Annotated in this window: 16 protein-coding genes; 10 read left to right on the top strand and 6 right to left on the bottom strand. The window is 74.8% G+C overall.

Annotated elements, in window-relative coordinates; translation table 11 throughout:
- Nucleotides 1-17 precede the first annotated feature (17 nt).
- Together AB0M43_RS04165 and AB0M43_RS04170 are read right to left on the bottom strand one after the other, a co-directional pair.
- The gene (locus AB0M43_RS04165) at nucleotides 18-353 is read right to left on the bottom strand and encodes an SH3 domain-containing protein (RefSeq protein ID WP_363721011.1); all 336 of its coding nucleotides are present in this window, start codon (nucleotides 351-353) and stop codon (nucleotides 18-20) included.
- Between the two features lie 108 nt (nucleotides 354-461).
- A complete protein-coding gene (locus tag AB0M43_RS04170) occupies nucleotides 462-3,443 on the bottom strand; it encodes a BTAD domain-containing putative transcriptional regulator (protein WP_363721013.1) in 2,982 nt (993 codons plus the stop codon).
- A gap of 147 nt (nucleotides 3,444-3,590) precedes the next feature.
- Between AB0M43_RS04170 and AB0M43_RS04175 the strand changes: the two genes are divergently transcribed.
- The 3 genes from AB0M43_RS04175 (at nucleotide 3,591) to AB0M43_RS04185 (ending at nucleotide 6,391) form a co-directional block, all read left to right on the top strand.
- Complete coding sequence (locus tag AB0M43_RS04175) at nucleotides 3,591-4,220, top strand: histidine phosphatase family protein (RefSeq protein ID WP_363721014.1); 630 nt, start codon at nucleotides 3,591-3,593, stop codon at nucleotides 4,218-4,220.
- Between the two features lie 271 nt (nucleotides 4,221-4,491).
- Nucleotides 4,492-5,841 (top strand): MFS transporter, encoded by a 1,350-nt coding sequence (locus AB0M43_RS04180; protein WP_363721016.1) that lies wholly within the window; start codon nucleotides 4,492-4,494, stop codon nucleotides 5,839-5,841.
- Between the two features lie 49 nt (nucleotides 5,842-5,890).
- The gene (locus AB0M43_RS04185; protein WP_363721018.1) at nucleotides 5,891-6,391 is read left to right on the top strand and encodes a GNAT family N-acetyltransferase; all 501 of its coding nucleotides are present in this window, start codon (nucleotides 5,891-5,893) and stop codon (nucleotides 6,389-6,391) included.
- A 119-nt stretch (nucleotides 6,392-6,510) separates the two neighbouring features.
- On the opposite strand, the gene AB0M43_RS04190 is transcribed toward AB0M43_RS04185, so the two are convergent.
- Together AB0M43_RS04190 and AB0M43_RS04195 are read right to left on the bottom strand one after the other, a co-directional pair.
- Nucleotides 6,511-6,933 carry a YjbQ family protein gene (locus AB0M43_RS04190; RefSeq protein ID WP_363721019.1) on the bottom strand — a complete coding sequence of 141 codons (423 nt, stop codon included), beginning with the start codon at nucleotides 6,931-6,933 and terminating at the stop codon, nucleotides 6,511-6,513.
- Between the two features lie 70 nt (nucleotides 6,934-7,003).
- Nucleotides 7,004-7,405 (bottom strand): MmcQ/YjbR family DNA-binding protein, encoded by a 402-nt coding sequence (locus AB0M43_RS04195; RefSeq protein WP_363721021.1) that lies wholly within the window; start codon nucleotides 7,403-7,405, stop codon nucleotides 7,004-7,006.
- A gap of 467 nt (nucleotides 7,406-7,872) precedes the next feature.
- Between AB0M43_RS04195 and AB0M43_RS04200 the strand changes: the two genes are divergently transcribed.
- From AB0M43_RS04200 to AB0M43_RS04230, 7 genes are all read left to right on the top strand, one after another.
- Nucleotides 7,873-8,862: an alpha/beta hydrolase gene (locus AB0M43_RS04200; RefSeq protein WP_363721023.1), complete on the top strand. Its 990-nt coding sequence runs from the start codon at nucleotides 7,873-7,875 to the stop codon at nucleotides 8,860-8,862.
- Nucleotides 8,863-9,112: 250 nt separating this feature from the next.
- Nucleotides 9,113-9,697 carry a helix-turn-helix domain-containing protein gene (locus tag AB0M43_RS04205; RefSeq protein ID WP_363721025.1) on the top strand — a complete coding sequence of 195 codons (585 nt, stop codon included), beginning with the start codon at nucleotides 9,113-9,115 and terminating at the stop codon, nucleotides 9,695-9,697.
- A complete protein-coding gene (locus AB0M43_RS04210) occupies nucleotides 9,697-10,926 on the top strand; it encodes an MFS transporter (protein ID WP_363721027.1) in 1,230 nt (409 codons plus the stop codon). The genes AB0M43_RS04205 and AB0M43_RS04210 overlap by 1 nt, the downstream gene beginning before the upstream one ends.
- A 125-nt stretch (nucleotides 10,927-11,051) precedes the next feature.
- Nucleotides 11,052-12,206: an epoxide hydrolase family protein gene (locus AB0M43_RS04215; protein ID WP_363722047.1), complete on the top strand. Its 1,155-nt coding sequence runs from the start codon at nucleotides 11,052-11,054 to the stop codon at nucleotides 12,204-12,206.
- Nucleotides 12,207-12,408: 202 nt separating this feature from the next.
- Nucleotides 12,409-14,880, top strand: coding sequence for a germacradienol/geosmin synthase (locus tag AB0M43_RS04220; RefSeq protein WP_363721029.1), 2,472 nt, complete (start codon nucleotides 12,409-12,411; stop codon nucleotides 14,878-14,880).
- An 87-nt stretch (nucleotides 14,881-14,967) separates the two neighbouring features.
- Nucleotides 14,968-15,642 (top strand): response regulator transcription factor, encoded by a 675-nt coding sequence (locus AB0M43_RS04225; RefSeq protein WP_363721031.1) that lies wholly within the window; start codon nucleotides 14,968-14,970, stop codon nucleotides 15,640-15,642.
- 112 nt (nucleotides 15,643-15,754) lie between these two features.
- Complete coding sequence (locus tag AB0M43_RS04230; RefSeq protein ID WP_363721032.1) at nucleotides 15,755-17,737, top strand: Hsp70 family protein; 1,983 nt, start codon at nucleotides 15,755-15,757, stop codon at nucleotides 17,735-17,737.
- A gap of 173 nt (nucleotides 17,738-17,910) precedes the next feature.
- On the opposite strand, the gene AB0M43_RS04235 is transcribed toward AB0M43_RS04230, so the two are convergent.
- Both AB0M43_RS04235 and AB0M43_RS04240 read right to left on the bottom strand, forming a co-directional pair.
- Nucleotides 17,911-19,260: a HAMP domain-containing sensor histidine kinase gene (locus AB0M43_RS04235; RefSeq protein ID WP_363721034.1), complete on the bottom strand. Its 1,350-nt coding sequence runs from the start codon at nucleotides 19,258-19,260 to the stop codon at nucleotides 17,911-17,913.
- A gap of 3 nt (nucleotides 19,261-19,263) precedes the next feature.
- Entirely contained in the window at nucleotides 19,264-19,773 is a 510-nt protein-coding gene (locus AB0M43_RS04240; RefSeq protein WP_363721036.1) for a hypothetical protein, read from the bottom strand.
- Nucleotides 19,774-19,892 lie beyond the last annotated feature (119 nt).

Consider the following 19,892-nt stretch of genomic DNA (forward strand, 5'->3'; position numbering starts at 1 on the left):
GCACCCATCACCGGCCTCTACACCGGGCAGCCGACCTGGCGCAGGAAGCCCGTCGACACCCAGCCGTACTTGCCGTGCTTGGCGCTGTACCCGTAACGGAAGCCGTTCTGGACAGCGGCCCGGTCGCCGCTGAACCGGTCCCCCCGGTAGAGCAGGCCCAGCACGGTGGCGTTGGAGTCGGGGCCGGTGCGCAGCCGGACGCCGTCCCCGGTCGACTCGTAGATGCAGGTGACCTGGAGGCTGGCGGCGCCGCCCGCCGGGGCCGCCGGGGCGGCGGAGGCGGGCGAGGCCGCGCCGACCGTGCCGAGCAGCAGGGCGCCCAGAACGGCCACTGTCATGATGGTGCGCTTCACGTGTCCCCCTTGTGGAGTACCGATCCGTCGGGCCCGACGGCCCGACGGGACCCACCGTAGGAGGGCTCGCCTTCAGAACGGCTTCACCGTTTCCGCGGTGGGCGCCGGCTACGGGACCGACCCGGTCAGTTCCGCGAGGAGGGCGCGCGCCGCCGCCGCGACGGGCGCCCGGTCCAGCTCCGTGGCCAGGGTGTACGCGCGCCGGCCGTCCTCGATCGCGGTCGCGGTGTCCCCCGTGGCGGCGCCGGCCAGCGCCCTGCCGATCAGGGCGTCGGCGTGCTGGGCGCGGAACCCCGCCGTCTCCGAGAGCCGCGCGGCGTCCGTGTACCGCTCGATCGCCCGGGACGGGTGCCCGGCCAGCCGGTACACGGTCGCGAGGGCGTTGAGGGCCTCGGCCTCCACCCGCGGCCGGCCGTCCGCCCGGCTGGTGCGCAGCGCCTCGGAGGCCAGGCGCAGGGCTTCGGCGTAGTCGCCCCGGGTGGCGTGGACGACGGCGAGGCACTGCCGCGCGGCCGACAGGTGCCGGTCCCGGGTGGTGCGCAGCGCCTCCTCCGCGTCGGCGAGGGCCTCGTCCACCCGGCCCGACGCCAGGCGGGCCGAGGCCCTGTTGATGTGCGCGGCGGCGTAGAGGATGTCGCCGGGGCTGTGTCCGATCAGCTCCAGGCACTCGGTGGCGCGCCGCTCGGCGTCGGCGTACCGGCCCCGGCCCTCGTCGATCCGGCTCAGGTTGAGCAGCCCGTTGGCCACGTGCCACGGCATGTCCACCGTGCGGAACACCGCGACGCACCGGGTGAGCATCTCCGCCGCCCGGCGCGCGTCGCCGAGGTCGGCGTAGGTGAGCCCGAGGTTGCCGAGCACCGACGCCTCCGCGAGCGGGTGGCCGCCGTCGCGCAGGTGGTCCAGCGCGGCCTCGCTGTGTTCGATCGCCTCGGCCGACCGGCCCCAGGTCTGCAGGACCCCGGCGAGGCTGAACAGCGCGCCGCCGGCCACCGGCTTGTCGCCCGCGCGGTGCGCCGCCTCCCGGGCCGCGAGCGCGGTGGTCTGCCAGTCCGACAGGTGCGACTCCGACGACAGGTACTTGCGCAGCACCTCCTCCAACTGCCAGGCGGCGTCGAACGGGCCCCGCTCCCCCGCGCGCACCACGACGGCCACCAGGTTCGCCCGCTCGGCGTCCAGCCAGGCCTGGGCCGCGTCCGCCGCGACGAACGGCGACGGTCCCGTGGCCGCCGGGGACAGCCGGACGACGGTCGGGTACTCCCACCGGGTCGCGTGGTCGGCGGTGCGCAGGTACCAGCCGCACAGCCGGCGCCACGCGTCGCCCCGTTCGCCGTCGGCGGCCGCGTGCTCCGCCGCGTACTCGCGGAGCAGGTCGTGCAGGCTGAACCTGTCCGCCGCGCGCTGCACGAGGCTGGCGGCGCACAGCACCGTCAGCACCCGGTCGACGTCGGCCCGGTCCCGGTCGAGCAGCGCGGCGGCGGCGTCGGCGGTGACGTCGGCGCCCGGCACCAGTCCGAGCAGGCGGAACGCTCGCCGCGCGTCCGGTCCGAGGGCCGCGTAGGACACGTCGAAGGCGGCCCGGACGGCGATGGCGGGGTCGCCGGGCACCCCCAGCGCGTCGAGGCGGTTGGCGGCCCGGAACCCGGCCACGTGGCCGGCGAGGTCCAGGCCCGGGCGGTGGGCGGCGTTGGTTGCGGCGATCCGCAGCGCCAACGGCAGGTACGCGCACAGGGCGGCCAGCTCCTCCGCCGCCCCGGGTTCGGCCCGCACCGCGTCGTCGCCGAGCACGCCGGCGAGGATCCGCACCGCCTCCGCGCGGTCGAGCGGGTCGACCCGGAATCCGCGCGCCGCGAACCGCACCCCGAGGCCGGCCAGCTCGGTGCGGCTGGTGACGAGGACCGCGCTGCCCTCGACGCCGGGCAGCAGCGGGGCCACCTGGGCGACGTCGGCCGCGCCGTCGAGCAGGAGCAGCACCCGCCGGTCCGCGAGCCGGGACCGCAGCGCGGCGGACCGCTGGTCCAGGCCCGGCGGCAGGGCGGCGGCCGTCATCCCGCTGGCGACGAGCAGGTCGCCGAGCACGTCGAACGGGTCCCTGGCCGGCGGGGAGTCGCCGGCCAGCCGGGCGTACCACTGACCGTCGGGGAACCGGGACCGCAGCTGGTGGGCCATGATCGTGGCGAGCGCCGTCTTGCCCACCCCCGGCGGGCCGGTGAGCACGGCGATCGGCACCCCGGGTCCGCACAGGTACTCCGCCAGGTCCCGGCGCGGGACCACCCGGCCCGCGAAGTCCGGTACCGCCGACGGCAGGTGCCGGGCGACGACCCAGCCCGGCCCCGGGGCGGCCCGGGGCGCGGCCGGCTCCAGGACCGGCTCGGCGCTGAGCATCGCCCGGTACAGCGCCGCCAGCCGGGGGCCCGGGTCCACGCCGAGCTCGTCGGCCAGCAGCCGGCGGATCTCCCAGTAGGCGTCGATGGCCTCCGACTGGCGGCCCGTGTGGTACAGCGCCGTGATCCGCTGCGCCCAGAACCCCTCCCGCAACGGGTACTGGTCCGTGAGCCGCCGCAGACCCGGCAGCAGCTCCTCCGGCGAGCCCAGCCGCAGCTCCAGGTCGATCCGGCGCTCCTCGGCCAGCAGCCGGCGCTCGGTCAGCGGGTCCCCGTCGTGCCGGTGCAGCGCGTCGGAGCGGACATCCGCGCACGCCGGCCCGCGCCACAGCCCGAGGGCCCGCCGGAGGAGTTCCAGCTCCGCCGCCTCCGACCCGGCCGCCCGCGCCCCGGCGGTCAGCTCCTCGAACCGGAGCAGGTCCAGGGCCGGCGCGTCGAGCCGCATCACGTACCCGTCGGGCAGGGTGTCGATCAGCGAACCGTCGTCGCCGAGCCCCTGCCGCAACCGGGTGACGTACACCTGCACCGCGCGGCGGGCGTTGGCCGGCGGGCGCGGGCCCCACAGCCGGTCGGCCAGCTCCGTGACGGTCAGCGGCTGGTTGGCGCGCAGCAGGAACGCGGCCAACAGTACCCGGAGCTTGTTCGCCCGAACCGGCACGGGCACGCCGTCCCGGGTGACCAGCAGCGGCCCCAACGCCCAGTAGTCCATCGCCCGACCCTAACCGGGCCCGAACGTTCCGGGGGCGCCCTGTCGGGTAGGCGCCCCGGCCCACCCCTGGCCCTCCAACGCCCCACTCGGATCGCCGGTCGGCTGCGGAGCGGGCGGGACTCGGACGGTTTCGTATCGTCAGCGGCTATGCGTACCCGGATGGTGTTGGTCAGGCATGGCGACTCGGTCCACAAGGCACAGCGGGTGATCGGCGGTCCGCGAGCATGTGGCGGCCTGACGCCCCTCGGCCATGCGCAGGCCGCGCAACTCGCGTCGCGCGTCGAAGCACAGGCCGCCGGCTGGGGCCCGGTCGCGGTGTACTCCTCCACGCTGCGGCGCGCGCGGGAGACCGCCGCACCGGTCGCCGGCCGGCTGGGCGTGGCCGCCGTCGCCGATTGCGGATTGTGTACGTGGCACACGCCCGCGTACGCCGACGGGATGCCGGTCGTCGAACTCCACCGCGACCACGGTCTGGAAGGTGGCGGAGTGTTCCGCCCGTTCGAGCGCGGCAACGAGACGTGGGCGGAACTGGTCACCCGGGTGTCCCGGGCGCTCGTCGACATCGCCGCACGTCACCGGGGCGGAACAGTCGTCGTGGTCGGGCACGCCGAGACGGTCGCGGCTTCCTTCGGCGGACTCGGACTGCTCGGCCACTACTACCCCTTCGAGCTGGCGAACGTGCGCAACGCCGCAGTCACCGAGTGGGTCACCGCGGACGATCCGGCGCGGTTCCCACCGGCACGCTGGACACTCGTGCGCTTCAACGACGCCTCGTAGCCGAGCCTGGGGTGCGGCCGCCGCCCACCGGGCCGGTACCCGAAAAATGGGGTGGGTCCGGCCCTGGGTTCTGTTAGGGTCCGGCCGTTGTCCGTTCGCCCGATGGGAGCCCCGCATGCGCCTCGACATGGTCACGGTCGCCGCTTCGACGCGGGGACACCGCGCGCACTGACGCGGACCACCATCCCGCTCCGACGGGCACCGGTGGGGTGCTCCCCGCCTCGAAGCGGTCGCAGTTCTCGGCGACCTTTCCCTGCTTCGAGGAGTTCTCTTGCGTACCCGTACCTCCGCGCGTCTCGGCGCGGACTTCACCCGACTCTGGACCGCCTCGGCGGTCTCCAACCTCGGTGACGGCGTCACCATGGTGGCCGGCCCCCTGCTGGTCGCCTCCCTCACCGACGACCCGGCCCTGGTGGCCGGCGCGGCCTTCGTCCAACAACTCCCCTGGCTGCTGTTCTCCCTGATCAGCGGCGCGTACGTCGACCGGCTCGACCGCCGGCGGCTCATCGTGTCCGTCAACCTCCTGCGGGCCCTGGCACTGGGCGGGCTGGCCGCCGCCGTGGCCACCGGGACCGTCGGCGTCGCGGTGGTCTACGCGGTGTTCTTCCTCGCCGGGGTCGGGGAGACCCTGGCCGACACCGCCTCGGGCGCCCTGCTGCCGGCGATCGTGCCGGCGGAGAAGCTGGATACCGCCAACGCCCGGCTGATGGCCGCCTTCACGGTGGGCAACCAGTTCGTCGCCAAGCCGCTGGGGGCGTGGCTGTTCGTGGTCGGGGCCGCGTTGCCGTTCGGGGTGGACGCGGTCACGTTCCTGGTGGCGGCGGCCCTGATGGCGGCGGTCCGGCCGGCACGGGCGCGCACCGGGGCGGTGCCGGTCGGGTCGGCACCGGTCCAGCCGGTCGGGTCGACGCAGACGGTCGAGCCGGCACAGGCGGTCGGGTCGGCACAGGCCGTTGAGCCGCCACGGCCGGTCGGGGCGGACCTGGGGGGCGGGTCGGACCCGGAGGTCGGGCCGGTGCCCGGGCTGCGGGCCGAGATCGCCGAGGGTGTCCGCTGGCTGTGGCACCATCCGCTGCTGCGCGCCCTCGCGCTCGGAATGGGCCTGGCCAACGTCGCCTTCTGCGCGGCGTTCGCGACGTTCGTGCTCTACGCCCGCGACCGCCTCGGCCTGTCGGAGGTCGGCTTCGGGGTGCTGCTGACGGCCTTCGCGGTCGGCGGCCTGCTCGGCACCGTGCTCACCGGACGGTTGCGGGCCCGGTTCGGCGCGACCGCGCTGCTGCGCGCCGGACTCGTCGTGGAGCTGCTCACCCACGTCACGCTGGCGGTGACCAGGACGCCGTGGGTCGCGGCGACGGTGATCGTCCTGTTCGGCGTGCACTCCATGGTGTGGGGGGTGATCGTGGTGACGCTGCGGCAACGCGTCGTCCCCGACGGCCTCCTGGGCCGGGTCGGCAGCGTGTACTCGCTGCTGGACCTGGGTGGGGCCTGCCTCGGGTCGCTGCTCGGGGGCGTCCTCGCGCACGGTCTGGGGGTGACCGCCCCGTTCTGGATCGCCGCCGCGGTCATGGCCGTGATCACCACGGTCTTGTGGCACCCGCTGCGTCGGGCCTCGACCGGGTAGCCCGCGGCCGGGGTTCCGCCCGGTCACGCGGCGTGGCTAGGATCGCGCCATGTCCATGATCATTCGCCCCGCCGTCGCCGAGGACCTGCCCGCCGTCGGCGAGGTGGACAGCCGCGCCTGCCAGCGGGCGTACGCGGGCCTGTGGCCGGCGGCGGAACTCGCCGGCTACACCCCGGACAACCAGGCCCGGGGGTGGGCCGACCGGCGGGCGCGGGAGGCCGACAGCCACCACCTGCTCGTCGCCGAGGACGGCGGGCGGGTGCTCGGGTTCACCTACGTCGGGCCGGGCCTGCCGGGCCAGGACCCCGACCTCGGCGACCTGTACTCGCTGTTCGTCGACCCCGACGCCCAGAGCGCCGGCATCGGCCGGGCACTCCTGGTCGCCGGCCAGGCCGTGCTCACCGAGCTCGGGTACGCCCGGCACCTGCTCTGGGTCGCGGAGGCCAACACCGGGGCGGTCCGGTTCTACGAGCGGCACGGCTGGCGGCACGACGGGGTGCGCCACACGGCCAAGGGGATCGAGTACCTGCGGTACCTGTACACCCCGTGAGGGGCCACGTCCCCGGGTGACACGGGCGGTCCGGCGGCCGGCCGTCATGGCGGCGGGCGCGCCGCGCGGGCATGGCGGCGGGCGCGCCTCGCGGACAGCAGGAGATGGCCCTCGCGCGGTCAGGCCAGGAAGGACAGTCGCACCGTGCGGCGCGGGTTGTCGCGGTTGGTGTCGACGAGTACCACCGACTGCCACACGCCCAGCGCGAGCCGTCCCCCGATGACCGGCAGGGTGGCGTGCGGCGCGACGAGGCCGGGCAGCACGTGGTCGCGGCCGTGGCCCGGGCTGCCGTGCCGGTGCCGCCACCGGTCGTCGGCGGGCAGCAGGTCGCGCAGGATCGCCAGGAGGTCCTCGTCACTGCCGGCGCCCGTCTCCAGCACCGCGACCCCGGCGGTGGCGTGCGGCACGAACACGTTGAGCAGCCCGTCGCGCCCGCCCGCCACCTCGGTCAGGAAGTCGTGGCAGCGGTCGGTGAGGTCGAGGACGGTCTCCGCCGCGCCGGTGACGACGTCGAGGACCCGCGAATGGAAGGTGTCAGCCATCCCCCCATCCTCCCCGAAACCCCTTTTTCCGGGTACGACGCGCCGCGCGGTCCGGGCCGGGCTGTGGGGGCTACTCCGGGGGCTGGTTGTCCGCGCGGAACTTGGCCGCCAGCCGCTTCGGGGCCCGGAGGAACCACGCCTCCGTCAACAGTTCGCGCAGCTCGGGGATCTCGATCCGGTCGAGGCGGAGCAGGATCGCCGGGTACCCGTCGAAGTGGGGGGTCGTGAAGTAGATCTCCGGGCTCTCGGCGATCAGCGCCTCCTTGGCCCCGACGTCGGGCACCCGGGCGGCCAGGATCGGCCCGTCGGGGGCGGCGTCGCCGAGCGCCTCGCGGTCCACGCGACGCAGGGGACGCTCCCAGGCGAGCAGCTTGTCCCGGAGTTTCCAGGCGAGCGAGCCGTCCGACGAGGACTGCTCGACCGTCTCGGGGAGCTCGGCGGCGACGTGGCGGACATCGTCCCAACTGGCCATGCCCCCACCCTAGCCGCGTTCCCGGCCCCCGGCCGCCCTCTCGGCGGGTCGGTCCCACACGCGCCTGGCCTCACCGGTGGGTAGGGCCCGCACCAGGTTGGTGTGCGCCGAACGTCCGGACTGACACGGCCGTCCCGCGTTGGGACAGCCCCGGGCGGTCACGGGCGTCATGGCACTGCCCGAGACGGTCGGAGCGACCCTGCACCACCCGAGGTGGTCGGAGTGGCCCGGCACGACCCGAGACGGTCTTGAGATGGCCCGAAGTGGTCCGGGTCGGCCCGGGGCGGTTGAGGTGGGCCAGGGGTTCCGGGCGGCACGGCGGCGTCTTTGCGTCGGGCGCGCGCCGTTCCGGGTGGTTCCGGGGCGTGGCGGGGTGCCGGCGCTAGGGTGGCAACGCGCGTCGCGGGGACGCACCGGCGCCCCGGAACGCCTCGCGGGCGGCGCGCGCCAGGTCGGGAGGGTGGTTCATGGAGTCCGTCGAGATTCCCGTCGCCGACGGGTCACTGCACGCCCTGCGGTTCGGCCACGGGCCGCGCACCATTCTCGCCGCGCACGGCATCACAGCGTCGGCCATGTCGTTCCGGTCGGTCGCCCGGCACCTGACGCCGGACTGGAGCCTCGTGGCGCTCGACCTGCGCGGACGGGGCGGCAGCGCGGCGGCCCCGGGGCCGTACGGGATGACGGCGCACGCGGCCGACCTCGCCGCCGCCGCAGAGTACCTGGGCGCGCCGGTCGTGCTCACCGGCCAGTCGATGGGCGCGTACGCGGCGCTGCGGGCCGCCGCGCTCCGGCCCGAGCTGTTCAGCCGGGTGGTGCTGGTCGACGGCGGGCTGCCGTTGCCGGTGCCGGCCGGGGCGGATCCCGACGAGGTGCTGCGGCTGACGGTCGGGCCGGCGATCGCGCGCCTGACGGAGACGTACCGGGACGTGGACGCCTATCTGGACTTCTTCCGCGCGCACCCGGCGCTGGGCGGGTCCTGGAACGAGGACATGGACGCGTACGTGCGCTACGACGCGGTGGAGGTGGCGGGAGGCTCCGCCGGGGTGCACGGGGCGCACGCGGTCGGCGTGGAGGCTGCCCGGCACCGCGACGCCGACGAGCCACCACGGCCTGGGACCGAGGCCGGTGCCGACGCCGGGTCAGGGGCTGCGCCGGGGGCCGTCCGGTCGCGGACCAGTGCCGACGCCGTGCGCGCCGACGGGCGGGACCTGATCGTCGGCGGGGACGCGTTCGGGGCGGACCTGGCCGGGCTGTCCGTGCCGGCGGTGCTGCTGCACGCCCCGCGCGGCATGTTCGGCCAGGAGCCGGGGCTGCTGCCCCAGGCCGTGGTGGACCACTGGGTCGCCCGCTCCCCCGCGCTCAGCGCCGAGCTGGTCGCCGACACCAACCACTACACGATCCTGATGACGGACCGGCCGGCGGCACTGATCGCCGAACGCCTGACCACGGACAACTGACGACCGGAACCTGACCGAAGGACTGGCTGGCGACCGGCTGGTTGGTGGGCGGCCAACCCCCGGCGGGAGCGGGGTGACCTTTCCCGGAGCGGCCGGCCCCTCGCGTCTGGCGAGCTGCAACGCGCCGTGCCAACCGGGCGACCGTGTCACCACCGACCGACCCAGCGCCCCTCCGACCGGCGGGCACCGTGATCGACCCGCAATCGAAAGTACCCTTTCGAAAGAGGTCTTTCCATGCGAGGCTCAGGGTATGACCGAGCTTCCGCACCGCCAGGTCTCCGACCCCGGCGAACTGAGAGCCTTCACGCACCCGCTGCGGATCCGCCTCCTCGAGGAGCTGTTCGCCGACGGCCCGGCCACGGCCTCCCAGCTCGCCGAGCGGGTCGGCGAGAGCCCCGCCAACTGCTCCTGGCACCTGCGCCTGCTGCACCGCTACGGCTACGTCGAGGAGGCCGAGGGCGGCACCGGCCGGCAGCGGCCCTGGCAGGTCGTCCTCACGTCCCGCAGCTGGAACTCCGGGGACGCCGACGACCCCGACCTGGCGATGGCCGGCATCGAGGCGTCCCGGTTCCTGCACCGCCGTGAGCTGGAGGAACTCGAAGCCTGGTACGACCGGCAGCGCGCCGAGGCCGCCGAGTGGCGCGAGGCGGCGTTCTCGCACCAGACCCTGGCGTGGCTGACCACCGAGGAGCTCACGGAGGTGTGCACGACGATCAACGAGCTCGTCATGCGGCACGCCGACCGGTTTCGCGACCCCGCCGCCCGGCCCGACGGCGCCCGGCTGATCCGCCTGATGTCGTGGGGCATCCCCGCCCGACCCCCGGCGGAGAAGTGATGCGCGCCGTCCTCCGCCGGGCCGACTTCCGGCTGCTGTTCGTCGGACTGGCCGCCAGCATGGTCGGCGACATGCTCCTGATGCTGGTGCTGTCGATCTGGGTCCGCGAGCTGACCGGTTCCAACGGGGCGGCCGGCGCGACGATCCTGTGCATGGCCCTGCCCGGACTGTTCGGGCCACTGCTGGGCTGGGGCGTGGACCGGTTCGCCCGCAGGCCGTTCCTGATCTGGGGCAACATCCTCTCGGCGGTGGCCCTGCTGCCCCTGCTCGCGGTGCGGGGCCCCGGGCAGACCTGGATCGTGTACGCGGTCGCGGTCGCCTTCGGCCTCTCCGGGGTGCTCCTCGGCGGCGCCCTGTCCGCCCTGATCAAGGACATGCTCCCCGAGGAGCTGCTGGCCGAGGCCAACGGCGCGCTCCAGACCGTCCGGGAGGGCCTGCGGCTGGGCGCGCCGATCGCCGGGGCCGCCATCTACGCCACGGCCGGCGGCGCCCTGGTCGGGATCATCGACGCGGTCAGCTTCCTGGTCGCGGCCGGGGCGATCGCGCTGCTCAAGGTGCGGGCGGCGCCGGTGGCCCCGGCCCAGCTCGCCTGGTGGGGCGAGATCACCGCCGGGGTGCGGCACCTGTTCGGCGAGCCCGCGTTGCGCCGGACGACGGTCGGGGTCGGCGGCGCCACCCTCGCGTTCGGGCTGCTGGACTCCATGATCTTCGCGCTGGTCGACCACGGGCTGCACCGGAGCGCGCCGTTCATCAGCGTCATGGTGACCGTGCAGGGCGCGGGCGCGCTGGTCGGCGGGCTGACGGCGGCGAAGGTGATCCACCGGCGCGGGGAGGTCGGCACCATCGGGCTCGGCATGGTGCTGCTGGCGGTGGCGCTGGGCGCGTTCGCGGCCCCGGTCGGGCCGGCCGCGCTGCTGCCGATCGTGCTGGCCGGGGCGGTCGTGGCCGGGGTCGGGCTGCCGTGGGCGTTCGTGGCGATCAGCACGCTGTTGCAGAAACGCACCCCGGGCGAGCTGATGGGGCGGGCGAACACGGCGGCGGGCGCGCTGCTCAGTACCCCGCAGATCCTCGCTCTGGGGTTGGGGTCGATTCTCGCGTCGTTCGTCGACTACCGGCTGGTCGTGGGTGTCGCGGGGGTGGTGGTGCTGGGGGTCGCGGTGTACCTGTGGCGGGCGCGGGGGCTGACCACCCCGGGGACGGCGCCGGTGCCCGAGGAGGCGCTGGTCTGACGGGGCGGCGGGTGCGCCGGGCACGCGGAAGCCGGTGGCCCGGAACCGACCACCCGCCCGCCGGGCGTCATGTTGATCATGGCTCTGAGCTGGCCTAGCATGCCGGGGTGACCCAACCCGAGAGCATCCGCCCGTTCCGGATCGACATCCCCCAGGCCGACATCGACGACCTGCACGACCGGCTCGACCGGACCCGCTGGCCGGACGAGCTGCCCGGGGCCGGCTGGGACTACGGCGTGCCGCTCGACCACCTCCGCGACCTCGCGCAGCACTGGCGGCACGGCTACGACTGGCGCGCCGCCGAGGCCGCCCTGAACGCGTGGCCGCAGTTCACCACCACGATCGACGGGGCGAACGTGCACTTCGCGCACCTGCGCTCCCCCGAGCCGGACGCGACCCCGCTGGTCATGACGCACGGCTGGCCGGGTTCGTTCGCCGAGTTCGCGCACGTCGCCGGGCCGTTGACCGATCCGCGCGCGCACGGCGGCGACCCGGCGGACGCGTTCCACCTGGTGCTGCCGAGCATCCCCGGGTTCGGGTTCTCGGGGCCGACCGTCGAGCGGGGCTGGGAGTTCCGCCGGGTGGCCGCCGCGTTCGGGGAGCTGATGGCCCGGCTGGGCTACGACCGGTACGGCACCCAGGGCGGCGACTGGGGCGCGGCCATCTCCCGGGAACTCGGCCGCACCCGGCCCGGCAACGTGTTCGGGGTGCACCTGAACCTGCTGCCCGGGGCCGGCGCGACGGCCGAGCCGACCGCCGCCGAACTGGCCGCGTTGAGTCCCACCGAGCGCGACCGCACCCTGGCGTCCTGGGCCCGGATGCGGGCGTGGCTGCGCGACCGGCAGGGGTACGCCGACATCCAGGCCACCCGGCCGCAGACCCTGGCGTACGGGCTGACGGACTCCCCGGTCGGCCAGCTGGCCTGGATCGCCGAGAAGTTCCGGGAGTGGACGGACCCGCGCAGCGTGATCGACCGCGACCACCTGCTCACCAACGTGATGCTGTACTGGCTGACCGGCACCGCCGGCTCCTCCGCCCGGATCTACTACGAGCGCGCGCACGCCGACTACCACGGCCGGCCGCCCGAGCCCTCGACCACCCCGACCGCGCTGGCCGACTTCCCGTGCGACAACTTCGTCCCGCTGCGGCACCTCGCCGACCGGACGGACAACATCGTGCGCTGGACGCCGCAGGAGCGCGGCGGGCACTTCCCGGCGATGGAGCAGCCGGAGGCGCTGGTCACCGACATCCGGGCGTTCTTCCGGGAACTGGCCGCCTAGTCGGAAGTGTCGGATACCGGTCTGGGGCGTCGCTCCGGACCTCCGTGGGGGTTGTGTAACCGGGGAGCGCGCGATAGAACTATGAAGATTCAGGGCAAATAAGCCATAGGTGTACCCGGTTCCTGGCAGTCGTCGCGGGCACAGTCGTGGGTGGACACGTCCCGCACGGCGGCCCGGACGCAGAGCCAGAACGGAGGCGGCCGTGGAGCCGTTCGCCCTGCCCGACTTCTACATGCCCTACCCGGCCCGGCGGAACCCGCACGAGGAACACGCCCGGAGCCACTCGGACGCGTGGGCCGCGGAGCTGGGCATGCTCGACGCGCACGGCCCGACCGGCACCCTCGTCTGGGACCAGGCGAAACTCAGCGCCAACGACTACGCGCTGATGTGCGCCTACACGCACCCCGACTGCGACGAGGCCACCCTCGACCTGATCACCGACTGGTACGTGTGGGTGTTCTTCTTCGACGACCACTTCCTCGAACTGTTCAAGTACAACGGGGACATGAAGGGCGCGCAGGCGTACCTGGACCGCCTGGACCTGTTCATGACCGCGCCCGGCCAGACGCCCCCGGAGCCGGAGAACCCGGCGGAGGCGGGCCTGGCGGACCTGTGGGCGCGCACCGTGCCGAAGATGTCCGACGACTGGCGCGAACGGTTCACCCTCTCCACCCACAACCTGATGGTCGAGTCGATGTGGGAGCTCGACAACATCAACCGGCACCGGATCGCCAACCCGATGGAGTACGTGGAGATGCGCCGCCGGGTGGGCGGCGCCCCGTGGTCGGCGAACCTGGTGGAGGTCGCCGCCGGCGCGGAGATCCCCGACCGGCTCGCCGGCCTGCGGCCCCTGCGCGTGCTGCGCGACACGTTCTCCGACGCCGTGCACCTGCGCAACGACCTGTTCTCCTACCAGCGCGAGGTGCAGGAGGAGGGCGAGAACTCCAACGCGGTCCTGGTGCTGGAGACGTTCCTGGGAGTGTCCACCCAGGAGGCCGCCGACCTGACCAACAGCCTGATCACCTCCCGGTTGCAGCAGTTCGAGAACACGGCGCTCACCGAGGTGCCGATCATGTTCGCCGAGAACGGCACGACCCCCGACGACCAGCTCGCCGTCGGGCTGTACGTCAAGGGGCTGCAGGACTGGCAGTCCGGCGGGCACGAGTGGCACGCCCGGTCCAGCCGGTACATGAACGGGAACGTCACCTCGGCGGCCCCCGTGCTCGGCGGGCCGAAGGGCATCGGCACCGACGGGCTGCGGATCACCCCGGGCACGCTCGGGCTCGAACGCCGCCGCGCCCAGCACACCGACGTGCCCGCCCTCCGCGAGCCCGGCCACCTGCCGCTGCCCGAGTTCTACATGCCCTACGCCTTCCCGGTCAGCCCGCACCTCCCCGAGGCCCGCCGGCACGGCGCGGCCTGGGCAGAGGAGATGGGCATGTACGAGCCCGTGCCCGGCGTCCCCGGCGGCCGGGTCTGGGACGCCGAACGGTTCCGCGCCTACGACCTGGCGTACTGCGCCGCGATGATCCACGCCCACTCCGACCTCGACGAGCTGAACCTGTCCACGGACTGGCTGAGCTGGGGCACGTACGGCGACGACCTGTTCCCCGCCCAGTACGGCGCCAGCCGCAACCTCGTCGGCGCCAAGGCACAGAACGCGCGGTTCGCCCTGTTCATGCCCCTGGACCTGGGCCCCGTCCCCGAACCGGTCAGCCCGGTCGAACGCGGGCTCGCCGACCTGTGGCGGCGCACCGCCGGCCCGATGGCCATGCCCGCCCGCCGGCAGTTCCGCACCGCCGTGGAGGACATGACCGCCTCCTGGATCTGGGAGCTCGCCAACCAGGTGCAGAACCGGGTGCCCGACCCCGTCGACTACGTCGAGATGCGCCGGGCCACGTTCGGCTCCGACCTGACCATGGGGCTGGCCCGGATCGCGCACGGCAACCTGGTACCCGCCGAGATCTACGACAACCGGGTCATGCGCCAGCTCGACAACTCCGCGCAGGACTACGCCTGCTTCGTCAACGACGTGTTCTCCTACCAGAAGGAGATCCAGTACGAGGGCGAGGTGCACAACCTCGTCTACGTGATGCAGAACTTCCTCGGCTGCGACCGGGAACGCGCCCGCGACGTGGTCAACAACCTGATGACCGAGCGGATGCAGCAGTTCGAGCACATCGTCGAGGTGGAACTGCCGGCCATGTTCGACGACCTGGGCCTGTCCGGGGACGTGCGCGCGGTGCTGACCACCTACGCCGAGGAGCTCAAGGACTGGATGGCCGGGATCCTGGAATGGCACCGGTCGGTGGACCGGTACCGGCCGGAGTGGCTGGCGGGCCAGCACGGGGGTGCCGTGCCCGAGGTCCCCGGGGGCTGGCAGCCGCCGGTGACGGGGCAGGTGCCGAGGGTCACGCCCGCCGGTGTCCCCGAGAGGCCGGCGGCCCCCGGCCACCCCGGGCTGCCCGCCGATCCCGCCGTGCCGGGTCGGGCCTCGCTGCCCGCGCACCCGGCCGGGCCGGCTCCGACCAGGCCCGGCGTCCCGGTCGGTTCCGGAGCCGCCGAGCCGACCGGCAGGGGCGGGCCCGGGGTGTTCGTGCCGCCCGGCCCCGCAGGACTCGGCACCTCGGCCGCGCGGGTCGCCGAAACCGTGGCCGGTGAGCGGCGCCAGTGACGGCCGTACCTTAAGAGCACGCAAAGCACTGCTAATGGGGTACCGGGGCCCGATGGCGCTCGGGCCGTGGCACGGTATGTTCGCGCCATGGCCCGAGTGTTGATCGTCGAGGACGCGCCCCAGATCCGCCTCGCTCTCGCCAAGGCCCTGACCGCGGCCGGCCACACCGTCCGCTCGTTCGGCGGCGGGACCGAGGCGCTGCCCCAGGTCGTGTCGTGGCCCGCCGACCTGGTCGTCCTCGACCTGGGCCTGCCCGACATCGACGGGGAGGCGGTGCTGGGCATGATCCGGGGCGTCTCCCGGGTGCCGGTCGTCGTCGCCACTGCCCGCGACACCGACGTGGAGGTCGTCCGCCTGCTGCGCGCCGGGGCCGACGACTACCTGATCAAGCCCTTCTCCGCCGAGCAGCTCGGGGCCCGGATCGAGGCGGTGCTCCGCCGCTCCGGGGCCACCACCGAGGACGTGCTCGTGGTCGGCGGGCTGCGGGTGTCGCGGGCCACCCGGCAGGCCACCCTCGACGGGGTACCGCTGAAGCTGACCCGGATGGAGTTCGACCTGCTGGCGTACCTGGCCGAGCGGCAGGGGCGGGTGATCAGCCGGCAGGAGCTCCTCAACGACGTGTGGCGGCAGCCGTTCGCCGGCGGCGGGGAGACCGTGGACGTGCACGTGTCCTGGCTGCGCCGCAAGCTGGGCGAGACGGCCTCGCAGCCCCGGTACCTGCACACCGTGCGCGGCGTCGGCTTCCGGATCGCGGCCCCCTGAGCCCGGCGGCCGGGACGCGGACGTGTCCGACACGTCGAGGCGCCGCCCGGCCCTCTCCACCCCGGACATTCATGACCGTCTGTGACTTTTCCGGGACAGTACACTCCCGGGCGTGAACGGATTCCGGCTGAGCGTGGACTACGGCACCTCCCACACCGTCGCGGTGCTGCGCTGGCCCGACGGCCGGACCCGCACCCTGCTGTTCGACTCCTCGCCGCTGCTGCTGTCGGCGGTGTTCGCGGCCCCCGACGGCCGGCTGGTCACCGGGCGCGACGCGGAGCGCGCGGCCCGCGCCGACCCGGCCCGGTACGAGCCGAACCCGAAGCGCCGGGTCATCGACGGCGCGGTGCTGCTGGGTGACCGTTCCGTCCCGGTCACCGACCTGATCGCGGCGACCCTGCGCGTCGTCGCCGGGGAGGCCACCCGGGTGGCCGGCGAACTCCCCGGCGACGTGGTGCTCACCTACCCGGCCGAGTGGGCGGCGATCCGGCGCACCGTGCTGGTCGAAGCGGCGGAGGCGGCCGGCCTGCCGCGCCCCCGGCTCGTGCCGGAACCGGTCGCCGCCGCCGCGTACTTCGCGACCGTCCTCGGCCACCGGGTCGGCCCCGGCCAGGTCGTCGTCGTGTACGACCTCGGCGGCGGCACCCTGGACGTCAGCGCGGTCCGCCGCACCCCGGACGGGTACGAGGTCGCCGCCGTGGAGGGCATGCCGGACTTCGGCGGGCTCGACCTCGACGCCGTCGTGGTGGACCTGCTGGCCGGACACGTCGACCCGGCCGCCTGGTCGCGTCTCACCCGGCCCGCCACGATGGCGGACAGGCGGGCGTTCCGGGCGTTGTGGGACGACGCGCGCGCCGCGAAGGAGACGCTGTCGCGGCAGGCCAACGCGTCGGTCCTGCTGCCGTCCGTGGGGCGTGACCTCCAGGTCGGGCGGGAGGAGTTCGAGGCCGCGGCCCGGGGCGTGCTGAGCCGGTCGGCGGAACTGACCGCGACGGTGGTGCGACGGCACGGCGGCGGCGACCGGCTCGCGGGGCTGTTCCTGGTCGGTGGCTCCACCCGGATTCCGCTCGTGGCGACCATGTTGCACCAGGCGACCGGGGTCGCGCCGACGGCCCTGGAACAGCCGGAACTCGTCGTGGCCGAGGGGGCGCTGCACGCGGTGGGGGCCGGGTGGCAGGAGCAGGTGGCGCCGTCGCCGGTCCGGAGCGACGGGGCGCAGGTGGACGGGAGCGCCGGGCCGGCCCACGCGGTGGTGCGGTCCCCCGACGCGGATCCCGGGGTTCCTACGCGAGCCGGGTCTCCGCGTGTGGTGGCCCCGGCCTCGCCGCCCGCGTCGGACCGCGCGCCCTCGAAGACGGCTCAGGAGGTGTCGGAGGCGGCCCTCTCCCCGGGGACGGCCCCGGATTCCGCCCCGGTGAAGACGCGCGGCCCGTCGGTCGCCCCCAGGAGGCGAGGCAGGGCCCGCGCGGTCGCCGGTACCCTCCTCGTGTTGTCGCTCGTCGGAGGCGGCGTCTACTGGGCGTTCCCCGACAAGGTGCGGTCCGTGGTCGGGATCCGGCCGACCACCGCCGGGGGTCCCCGGTCGGGCAAGGTCGGCGCGACCCCCGCCGGCCCGACGTACGACCACAAGGTCGACCTGTGCGCGGGGATGGACTTCGCCCCGGTCCGCGCGCTCGCCAGCCAGATGGTCAGCGGGCCGATCCCGAGCGACCCCAGGGACATGGGCTCCGCCGCCATGACCACCTGCACGGCCACCCTGATGGTCCCCGGGACGACCTCGGTCCTGGTCGTTCAGATCAACGCGACTGTGTTCCGCGACCAGGAGAGCGCGCGGAGCACCTACGTGACCGCCAGGTCCGGCGGCGACGCCGAGGACTCCGGCCCCGTGTCGGACGTCGGCGTCGAGGCGGCCTACGTGTACCGGCCCGAGCGGGGCCGCAGCTCCCAGTACACCCTCGCGGCGGTGCACGGGAACCTGTGCCTGCGGATCAGCCTCACCAACGCGGGTACGCCCGAACCGCGGCCGCGCGCCGAGTTCGACGGACCGGCCAGCCAGCTCGCCCGGCAGGCGCTCACCCTGCTCCCGAAGACGTAGAAGACTGTTCGAGAGCCGCCAGGGCCGACCCCGCGCCCACTGTGGTGGCAGGTCACCCCGGCCCCGGTTGGGGCAGCTCACCCCGGCCCCGGTTGGGGCAGCTCACCCCGGCCATCGTCAGGAGCTCACCCAACCCGCGCCGCAGCCCGGTCGGCGGGTCCGCGGGCCGGTACCTAGCGGTGCCGGCCCCGGCGGAGCAGCCGGTCCCAGGCGCTGCGGTAGCCGATGTCCCCCGGCCGGGACCGGCGCGGCAGCGGCACCAGGCCGAGCGACAGCCCCACCTGCGTGCCCCCGAGCGGACCGGTGCCGATCGTGAGCTCCCCGCCCGTGGACCGGGCGACCCGGCGCGCGATGTCCAGGCCCAGCCCGGTCGAGGAGCCCCCGCTGGTGCCGCGTTCGACGGCCGCCGCCGCGTCGGGGATGCCGGGGCCGGCGTCGGCGACGAGTACCAGGATCCGGGGTCCGTCCGAGGCCACCGAGATCTTGCAGGCCGTGCCCTCCGGGGTGTGCTGGAAGACGTTGCCGATGACGGTGTCCAGCGCGTCGGCGAGGTCGTCGGCCCCGATCGCCACGGTCAGCGGTCCGTCGACGGGCGCGGTGTCCCAGGGGCGGCCCTGGTCCTCGGCGAGCGGGGTCCAGAAGGCGATCCGGGCGGTCAGGACGGCGGCGAGGTCGCAGCGCAGGTGCGCGGTCGGGTACGGCCGCCGGGCCTGCTGGATCACGGCGCTGACCTCGCGTTCCAGGTCGGCGGCGGCCGCCAGCAGCCGGGACTTGTCCTCGCCGGCCGGCAGGGTCTCGGTGTTGAGCCGCACGGCCGTCAGCGGGGTACGCAACCGGTGCGACAGGTCGGCGGCGAACTCGCGCTCGGCCACCAGCCGCGCCTCGAACGCCTCCGCGAGGGTGTTGAACGCGCCCGCGAGCGCGCCGATCTCCGCCGGCCCGGTCGGGTCCGCGCGCGCCGTCAGGTCCCCGTCCGACATCCGCCGGGCGGCGGCGGTCAGGTTCCGGGTCGCCCGGACGGCGTCCCCGGCCAGCCGGTCGGCGAGCAGCACCGAGCTGCCGACCAGGGCGAGCGCGATCGCGGCGAGGATGGCCCAGGCGGTGCGGACCCCGGAGTCGAGTTCGGCGGCGGGGACGTACGCCTCGACGACCGCGACCCGGCCGTCGGGGTGCGAGACCGGGCGGAGCAGGACCACGCCGCCGGCCACGTCGAGCTGCGCGCCGCGCTTGGACTCCCGCGCCCTGTCGACGGCCTCGGCGGGGGCGTGCACCGGGTTGATGGCCGTCCCGTCGGGCAGCACCACGGCGACGCCCCGGACCCGGGACCGGTGCAGCGCGGAGGTGACGACCGGCGGCTCGGCGGTCACCGCGAGGACGGGCGCGATGGACGCGGCCCGGCGTTCGGCGCCCTGCACGGCGCGGTCGTGGGCGGCGATCCGGACCAGGAACGCCAGCGGGAGCGCGAAGGCCAAGGCGACCAGGGAGGTGACGGCGAGCGCCACGAGGACGTAGCTGCGTCTCACGGTCTAGTGCCGCTCATCGGTGACCTCGGCGTACGGGCCGTTCCACCAGTACGCGCTGACCGTCGAGCGGTTCTGCGCGGCCGTGAACCGGACGATCACCCACACGGCGCTGCGCCGTTCGACCGTGGTGGTGTAGCCCCGGCCGGGCTCGTCGTCGACCATCCACACGTCGCCGGAGGTGTAGGAGATCCGGACGGAACCCCCATCGGAGTCGATCTTGTACACCTGGCCGGTCTTGTGCGGCACCGGCTGCGTCGACGGCGCGGGCGGCGCGGCGGTCGTCTTCCGGGGGGTCGGGCTCGGGGTCCGCGACGGCGAGGGCGAGGCGGACAGGGTGGGGGTCGGCACGGTCAGCCGGACGACCTGCTGGGTGGCCACGGGCAGGGTGACGTCCGCCGCGTCGTAGGTGCCCACGGTGCGGTCCAGCGCGCCCTGGATGCCGATCCAGGACAGGGTGACAGCTAGGGCTGTCGTGACGAGCCAGGCCAACGCGTACCGGGAAGTCCGTCGCACGGCAAGATCGTGCCCCATCGGGGCCCAGGTCACAAGCTGATCATCGGGTACCGGGGCGCGGCCGGCCGGCACCCGCGCGACCGACGGGCCGGGCGGGTCCACGCTCCGGGCGGCGGCGG

Origin of the sequence: Longispora sp. NPDC051575 (assembly GCF_040681875.1) — a bacterium.
Taxonomy (GTDB): Bacteria; Actinomycetota; Actinomycetes; order Mycobacteriales; family Micromonosporaceae; genus Longispora.